Annotated in this window: 7 protein-coding genes; 3 read left to right on the top strand and 4 right to left on the bottom strand. The window is 65.5% G+C overall.

Going from position 1 to position 7,187, the window contains the following annotated elements; genetic code table 11:
* Positions 1-378 (bottom strand): hypothetical protein (locus tag IIE03_RS03635; RefSeq protein ID WP_192861376.1); only part of this gene is annotated, 378 nt, incomplete at its 3' end.
* 137 nt (positions 379-515) lie between these two features.
* Here IIE03_RS03635 and IIE03_RS03640 point away from each other — a divergent pair.
* From IIE03_RS03640 to IIE03_RS03650, 3 genes are read left to right on the top strand one after another with little or no spacing between them, the layout of a single operon-like run.
* Positions 516-1,697: a helix-turn-helix domain-containing protein gene (locus IIE03_RS03640; protein ID WP_192861377.1), complete on the top strand. Its 1,182-nt coding sequence runs from the start codon at positions 516-518 to the stop codon at positions 1,695-1,697.
* Positions 1,698-1,742: 45 nt separating this feature from the next.
* Positions 1,743-2,588, top strand: a complete 846-nt coding sequence (locus IIE03_RS03645; protein WP_192861379.1) for an HAD family hydrolase — start codon at positions 1,743-1,745, stop codon at positions 2,586-2,588.
* Complete coding sequence (locus IIE03_RS03650) at positions 2,585-2,923, top strand: KOW domain-containing RNA-binding protein (RefSeq protein WP_192861380.1); 339 nt, start codon at positions 2,585-2,587, stop codon at positions 2,921-2,923. Before IIE03_RS03645 ends, IIE03_RS03650 begins: the two co-directional genes overlap by 4 nt.
* A 1,017-nt stretch (positions 2,924-3,940) precedes the next feature.
* Here IIE03_RS03650 and IIE03_RS03655 read toward each other — a convergent pair.
* The 3 genes from IIE03_RS03655 to IIE03_RS03665 all read right to left on the bottom strand — a co-directional run.
* The gene (locus tag IIE03_RS03655) at positions 3,941-4,519 is read right to left on the bottom strand and encodes a hypothetical protein (RefSeq protein WP_192861381.1); all 579 of its coding nucleotides are present in this window, start codon (positions 4,517-4,519) and stop codon (positions 3,941-3,943) included.
* An 86-nt stretch (positions 4,520-4,605) separates the two neighbouring features.
* On the bottom strand, positions 4,606-5,193 hold the full coding sequence (locus IIE03_RS03660; RefSeq protein WP_192861382.1) for a hypothetical protein: 588 nt from the start codon (positions 5,191-5,193) through the stop codon (positions 4,606-4,608).
* A 20-nt stretch (positions 5,194-5,213) separates the two neighbouring features.
* A partial coding sequence (locus IIE03_RS03665) for an RHS repeat-associated core domain-containing protein (protein ID WP_192861384.1) occupies positions 5,214-7,187 on the bottom strand: 1,974 nt, incomplete at its 5' end.

Consider the following 7,187-nt stretch of genomic DNA (forward strand, 5'->3'; position numbering starts at 1 on the left):
CTGGGTGGCCCAGTCCGTGTTCGGGACCGAGGCCAGCGGGGTGCCGTGGTGGTCCGCGACCAGGCTCGAGACGCTCTTCATGCCCTTGTCGGTGCGGACCGCGACCGTCTGCCCCGCAAACGCGTAGTACCGCGTCGTGGCGACCGGCTGACCCGGGGTCAGGGTGAGCTCCTGCCCGCCACCCACGTACGCCGTCACACCCGTGACCACAGGAGTCCCGCCGCTGGTCGTAGCGGTGCGGGTGATGCGCACGAGGCGGTCGCCGTCGGCGGAGTAAATGTTCTCCGTCGCCAGCGTGCCCTCATCCGTCACCGTCGGGGTCGCCCCGCTGCCGGTCTGACCCTCACACCACGTCTCCGGATCCTCCCCGTCAGGCACCTCACACTCCGGCTCAGCCGGCTGCACCGACAGCGACGTGTCCGTGTCCGTACCGGTCAGTTCCGACTCGACATCGAAAGTCCAGGTCCTGGTCTGCGGAGCGTCACTTCGTGCGGCATTCGGCGTAGTCTCGGGGCATGTCTGCCACTCTGGGCGAACGACTGCGGGAAGTGCGCAAGCGTCGGGGGCTGACGCAACGGGAGCTAGCGCGCGAGTCGGGTATTTCGCTGTCGTTGATCCGGAAGCTGGAGCAGGGAGAGCGGCGGGACGCGCGTCTGGAAACCGTGCGCAGGCTGGCGGCGACGCTGCGGGTGCCGACGATGCGTCTGGTGACGTCCACCAGCGAGGACGGGGCCAGCGCCTCGACCCTGGACCGGTGGGCCGGGGTCCGGGAGGCGCTCACGGCGCCGGCGCGGGAGATCGATGAGCTGCCGGAACCACCGACTGTCGCAGGTGTCGCGGCGGCGACAGAGGCTGCCGTGCCGCTGTTCTCGAGCGACCGGTTCGCCGAGTTGCAAGCGGTCCTGCCGACGCTGCTCCGGGACGCCGGCACGGTCGCCCGGATCGACCCTGCCGGACGGCAGGTCCGGGTGCGGTTGTTGCAGCTCACGGGGTGGCTGTTGACGCAGACGCGTCAGTTCGAGGCGGCACAGTGGTCGCTCGACGCCGCGCTGGAGGGCGCGGCGGACCGGGTCCAGGGCGCAGCCACGGCCTCGACGATGTGCTGGCTGCTGCTGCGGCAAGGGCGACTCGGGCAGGCGCGCGAACTGGCCACACGGTGGGCCGACGACGTCGAGCCGCGCATGTCCCGGGCCACGCCCGACGAACTGGCTGCCTGGGGATGGCTGCTACTGCGGTTGTCGGCGGCTGCGATCCGCGACAACCGAGAGGACGAGGCAGAGGACTCGTTGCGGCTGGCGCACGCGGCGGCGGTGTCGATCGGGCGGGAGTTCGCGCCCGAGGGGGACTTCCTGCGAGCGTTCGGCCCGGTCACGGTGACGTTGAAGCGGACCGAGAACGCGATGATCCTGGACCGCCCAGACGTGGTGCTGCACATCGCCGAGAAGATCCCGGCCGGGGGGTTCCGGCCGACGTCGAACAACCGAAACCGGCACCTGCTCGACGTGGCCGAGGCATATACCAGGACCCGGCAGTACGGGAACGCCGTCGACACCCTGACCGGCATCCGAGCGGCGGCTCCGGAATGGCTGCCCCATCAGCGGTACGCCCGGGACATCCTCGGGCGCGTCGTCGCGCGCCGTCGGACGCTGACCCCCGAGATGCGGTCCCTGGCGGACACGATGGGCCTGCCCGTCTGATCCCGGTCCTGTGGTACTTCCCTTCCAGCGCGGTGCGAAGTGCCATTGTTCCTGGCCGCGGCGGTCCATACCGTCAAATCCATGACACCTGGAACCACACCTCATCTCCTCGCCTTCGATATCGACGGCACGCTCGCAGAGACGGGCCGCCCGCCGTCGGACACCGTCGTCGACGCGGCCCGGGCCGCCGTGGGGGCTGGTCACCACCTGGCCCTGGCCACGGGCCGCTCGCTGGTGGGCGCTATCTCGGTGGCGTTGCAGCTCGGGTTGCGCCGCGGGTGGATCGCCAGCTCGAACGGCGCGGTCACGGCGCGCATCGGTGGCGGCAAGGTCACGATCGTGGAACGTCACCTGGTGGACGTGGAGGCGGTGGTGCGTTACGTGGCGCCCAAGGCGCGGCTGCGGATCGCGGCCGAGATCCCCGGGCACGGCTACCGGACAGCCGGGACCTTCGGGCCGCGCGAACTGCCCGGGGTACTGCAGCCCTCGAACCTGGAAGGGCTGTGGTCGGCGCCAACGCCGCGGGTCGCCCTTGTCGGTGAAGGAGCGGCCTGGCTCGTTGACGGCCTGCAGGAACTGGGCGTGACCGCACACGCGCTCAACAGTGAGTGGGTCGACGTTACGTGCGGCGGGGTTTCCAAGGCCACGGCGATGGAGCGCATCCGCGTCGCCCTCGGTGTCCCGGTATCGGCCACGGTCGCGGTTGGCGACTCCGGCAACGATGTCGACATGCTGCGGTGGGCCGCGCGGGGCGTGGCGATGGCGCACGCGCCGGTCCATGTACGCCGGGCCGCGAACGAGGTGACCGGGACCCTGGCCGAAGACGGCGCCGCATACGTCCTGCGATCAATCACAGGCAGGCAGGTCGGTACGGCGGGGGTTACCCAGTGAACGTCTTCGAGAGCGAGGAAGACTTCTGGGCAGAGAGCGCCTACGATCTCGCATCCGCGCGCCCGTCCCACGTCTGGCAGGTAGGTGATCGGGTGCGGGTGATGGACGGGCCACGCATGCTGCTCGGCGCAGTCGGGATGGTCGTCGAGGTCGACCTGCCGGGAGCCTGGCCCGTCAGGGTGCACATCGGACAGCGTGGGTTCGGCAGGGCACTCCTGGCCGCCCATGAACTGGGTCCCGCGGACAGGAAACCGACGAACAATCGCGGTACCAGTCCCGGCACGGGCTGTAGTCGCGCGTCGAAGCCCGCTCAGGACCCGACATCACACCGCTGACGGATCGAGGTCAGGCACCTGGCACTCCGGCTGTGGCATTAGCCAGACAATCAGGGAACAACCCTTCCGGTTTGCGGGTCAAACGTGACCAATTCGTGGGCAGACGCAAGCTGAGAATTGGAAAGACTTCCTCAGATCGCGATCCGGAGATTGTCACGATCACGCATTCGCTCGTCGAGTAAATCGATGATGACCATGGAGATGTGTCGAGGTTGTCCGCATTAAGGTCGGGATAAACTCGGAGAACTTCGTTCAGAAAGAGCTGAACTGATTCATCAGCGCTCGCTACACCTGTCTCGCCCTCGACAAGTCGGTCGTACGTTTCCGCGGCGGACTCGTCGGACGGGCCTGGCGCCTCCCGCCAGAAGGCAAGGTCAAAGCTCAACTCGAACCTCGATACTCATTCGGAGGCCGAACCCCAGTCTGTGCTCCGCTTCGCGCAACGCAGACTCATCTGCCCCGGGCTCTGGTCCTGTGTATTCCCAAATCGAGTTGATATCAGCTTGGGCGATTCTAAGGTTCTGAGGAATCCAGCGACTGCCCATCTGCAAGCCCCGGCGTCGTTCCTGAGCCTGTGCGGCCGGCTCGGAACCGCCCTCAAGGACGGCCACCACCTGCTCGCCGTCCTACACGACACCGCACTCGGACAGATCTGGGCACCAGCCACCTGAACAGTCACGCGTCAGTCTGCGGCAGAACGACTCCACCCATTACTCCGTGCAACTCATGCCGGAATCACGAGGCGGTAGTCAGGAATGTCCTCTTCTCCACGAAAGGCTCGACAACCGCCCGCAGGAACTTGGGCACGGTTCGGCATGAGTCCTCGCACGCAGGAATCACACCAGAAGGCGACCACCGAAATCGTCGCTTCGGGTTCATCGACGACGAAGACCAGCCGAAGCGATCTGGCACCACAACTCGGGCAAACAATTGACCCGGTATCTCTCGGACTCTGATAGGCCCTGTTGTATGCGGCAAGCCAGCTCTCGTACGTGGACAATGTGGACTGGTCTGGGTTCATTGACTCGCCCACCAAGCCTCCTCGAAAGCGATGGCAGCTTGCTCCCACGCGTTACCAGCGTCGTAGCTATCCGGGTACCCCATGCCCGAGTCGAGCTGGTGAACATGAAACCGCTCGTGCGCAAGTGTCCGAGCGAGCTGCTCCTCATTGGCGAACGCATTTCTATAGAGCGTGATCCTCTTGTTAGGTGCTGTGCTGCCGTAAAGACCAGCCGTCGATTTGTTTATCCTAATGTCAACTCCCTCGAGGTCGATCTCGTACTTGCATGCGACGTCACACACCGAGTCCATGGTCATCGGCAAACGCCCGCGAGAGCCAGCGTTGCCTGACTTGAGCAGGGCATCACCTGTATTGGCGGCTACCTTGCCAGCCTTGAGGATACCGAAGACGCCCTTGAGGGCTAGTCCGGCACCCCCGGTCACGATCGCGAAGCCGATGTCAAGGCCAACCCAGATGCAGCCCGAGTCCTTGAAGACGAGACACTGCGGCTCGACCTCGCCAACCTTGAGAACACCCGCGGCAATACCAACGCCGCAGAGCAGATCATCGCCAACGAGATCGACGGCTGGAGCCATGACGGACTTGCTGGTGCCGATCCGCCCGAACGCACTACGAGGATGCTGAACCGCGATCGTCCCCGGAGCCCGTGAGAGTCCAGCCGCTACTCGGGCACACCTCTCGCTCCGATGGTTCCGATCGGCTCGAAAGCAACCCCAGCGACATCCCCCGTGGCAAGCAGTTCTTCTACGAGGTCCTCCCGCAGTAGCAGCTGCAGGTTCCGACCAGTTCGAACCGTAAACGCCTGCCGTCCTCCAAGTACCTCGACATCGAAGACACCGTGCTCAATCGTAATGTCCTCGCTCCACGGCTGAGTCCGTGTCGTCTCTGACAACTCATCGATCAGAGCACCCTCATCGACCAGAGGGGCAACGAACATCGCCAGCGTCGCGTTCTTACCGTCAACCGGAAGAAGCTCTCCGTGGGCTGACAGAATCTGCCCGAGCGACTCGATCGCCTCGTCTCGAACGACGAGCACCTCTGGGAAGGTCCAGGGCACCGACGCACGGGCAGCTTTGCGGCCAGTGATCGGATGAGTGACGACCAGCGGCACCGGGCGCCACGCATCCCCGGGTGCGCGCTCGGGAGCTGAGCGAATTGCCTGATACCACTCCCAGGCATCCGGGTCGTCTTCCGGAACGATCACAACCTCGTAGACACGCTCTGCCCTGGCGGGGCGGAGAATCCGCATCCCGAGACCATTGCTTGTGCTCACCATCGTTTGCCTGCCAGTAGGTCGTAGCGGATACTCGCCAGCTCCTGGAGCGCCCCCCTGCGGGTTGTCACTGCTCCCATGCGTTGGTTCACCATGTCGATGTAGGGCTGCGTGTTGGTATATCCGAGGTGCTCTGTCGCCCCACGTGGGTTCGGACTCGACTTGTAGCCGGGAAGAAAGACGCCGTTGCTCGCGGCATCGATGTCGATGTTGAACCGCTTCAGAACTGCTCGAGCAGGAGCAGCACCCGGATGACCACCAGGAACGATGTGATGCGCGTGCTCACCCGGCAACCGTGTCCAGTTTCCAGTCGCCAATATGTTCGCTGCGAGACGCTTCGAACAGTGATTATGCACCAGGATCGCGTCGACACCCACGTGGTAGGTGTGGATTCCGTCCACAGCCAGGTTGTAGGCCGCACCGCGCTCATGTGCCCCGAAGTCCACCGGACGCGACACTCGCAGCGTGCCGCCGTCAGCGCCGAGGACCAGTTCGCCGCTATCCAGGCTCTGCGCACCCTCCCATGTCTGATTGGTGACGGACCAGAAGGGGTGGTCCTCAGTGGTGACGATTAGCTCATCGTCGACTTCGAACTCGAAGAGGTCGTCCTGGTGAACCCACACATGGGTCACCTTCTTAGCTGCCTGTTCGCCGGTCGTTGGGTCGGTCGCGATGACCTCGTCTCCGACCTCGATGTCTTCGATCGGCTTCTTCGACCCGTCCGCCATGAGTACTGGCGTCGATCCGGCGAAGGAGCATAGCTTCCCTGCGCCCTTGGCACCCTGTGCCAGTCTCTTAATGCCCTTGATGCCGCCCTTCGCCGCGAAACCGACTCCACCGGTCGCGGCACCGACGACGAGGCTCGATACCTCTAGTTTGAATTCCTCGCGCCACGCCTGCGGACCGCCCCACCAAGCCCAGAACAGCGCAGGGTCCTCGAATGCGTGGAATGTGTCGATCCAGAAGTTGACCGAGTCGGTGACCATGACGTCAAACCAGCCCTCCGCGGTCAAATACCACGGCATGAACGGGTGGATCTGTCCCGATGCGACTGCCGCGTCGTACGCGGAGAGTGTCGAACGTGCGACGTCAGTGGATTCCTGGCTGGGTCCGTCGGGGACTACTGGTATGACGGGGACCCATGGGTCGGCCGGAGCGGCTGGTGGCAGTGTCGGGCTCCAGCCGCCGCCAGAGGCAGTGTGCTCCACTGAAGCCTTGATCTGCTCCTGGCTGTCACCATTGACCCGGTCGGAGGCGACTTCGCGCAGGCCCGTGGGGTCGCTGAAGGTGACCGGGTTGTTGTGGGAGTAGGCGTAGCCGTGCCATTGCTGGGGGTCGGTCAGGTCCATGAGCGGGTCGACCGAGAGGAATCTGCCCAGGATTTCGTCGTACCAGCGGGCGCCTACCAGGGTGTAGCCCGTGGAGGCGTCTCGGGTCTTGCCCAGGAAGCGGTGGTCGCCCGGGAGTTGGTCGGCCGAGCGTGCCGCGCCGTAGGGGGTGGTGTGGTGGCGGATGACGTTCTGGGTGGCCCAGTCCGTGTTCGGGACCGAGGCCAGCGGGGTGCCGTGGTGGTCCGCGACCAGGCTCGAGACGCTCTTCATGCCCTTGTCGGTGCGGACCGCGACCGTCTGCCCCGCAAACGCGTAGTACCGCGTCGTGGCGACCGGCTGACCCGGGGTCAGGGTGAGCTCCTGCCCGCCACCCACGTACGCCGTCACACCCGTGACCACAGGAGTCCCGCCGCTGGTCGTAGCGGTGCGGGTGATGCGCACGAGGCGGTCGCCGTCGGCGGAGTAAATGTTCTCCGTCGCCAGCGTGCCCTCATCCGTCACCGTCGGGGTCGCCCCGCTGCCGGTCTGACCCTCACACCACGTCTCCGGATCCTCCCCGTCAGGCACCTCACACTCCGGCTCAGCCGGCTGCACCGACAGCGACGTGTCCGTGTCCGTACCGGTCAGTTCCGACTCGAC

Source organism: Myceligenerans pegani, assembly GCF_014892515.1.
GTDB classification, from domain to species: domain Bacteria; phylum Actinomycetota; class Actinomycetes; order Actinomycetales; family Cellulomonadaceae; genus Myceligenerans; species Myceligenerans pegani.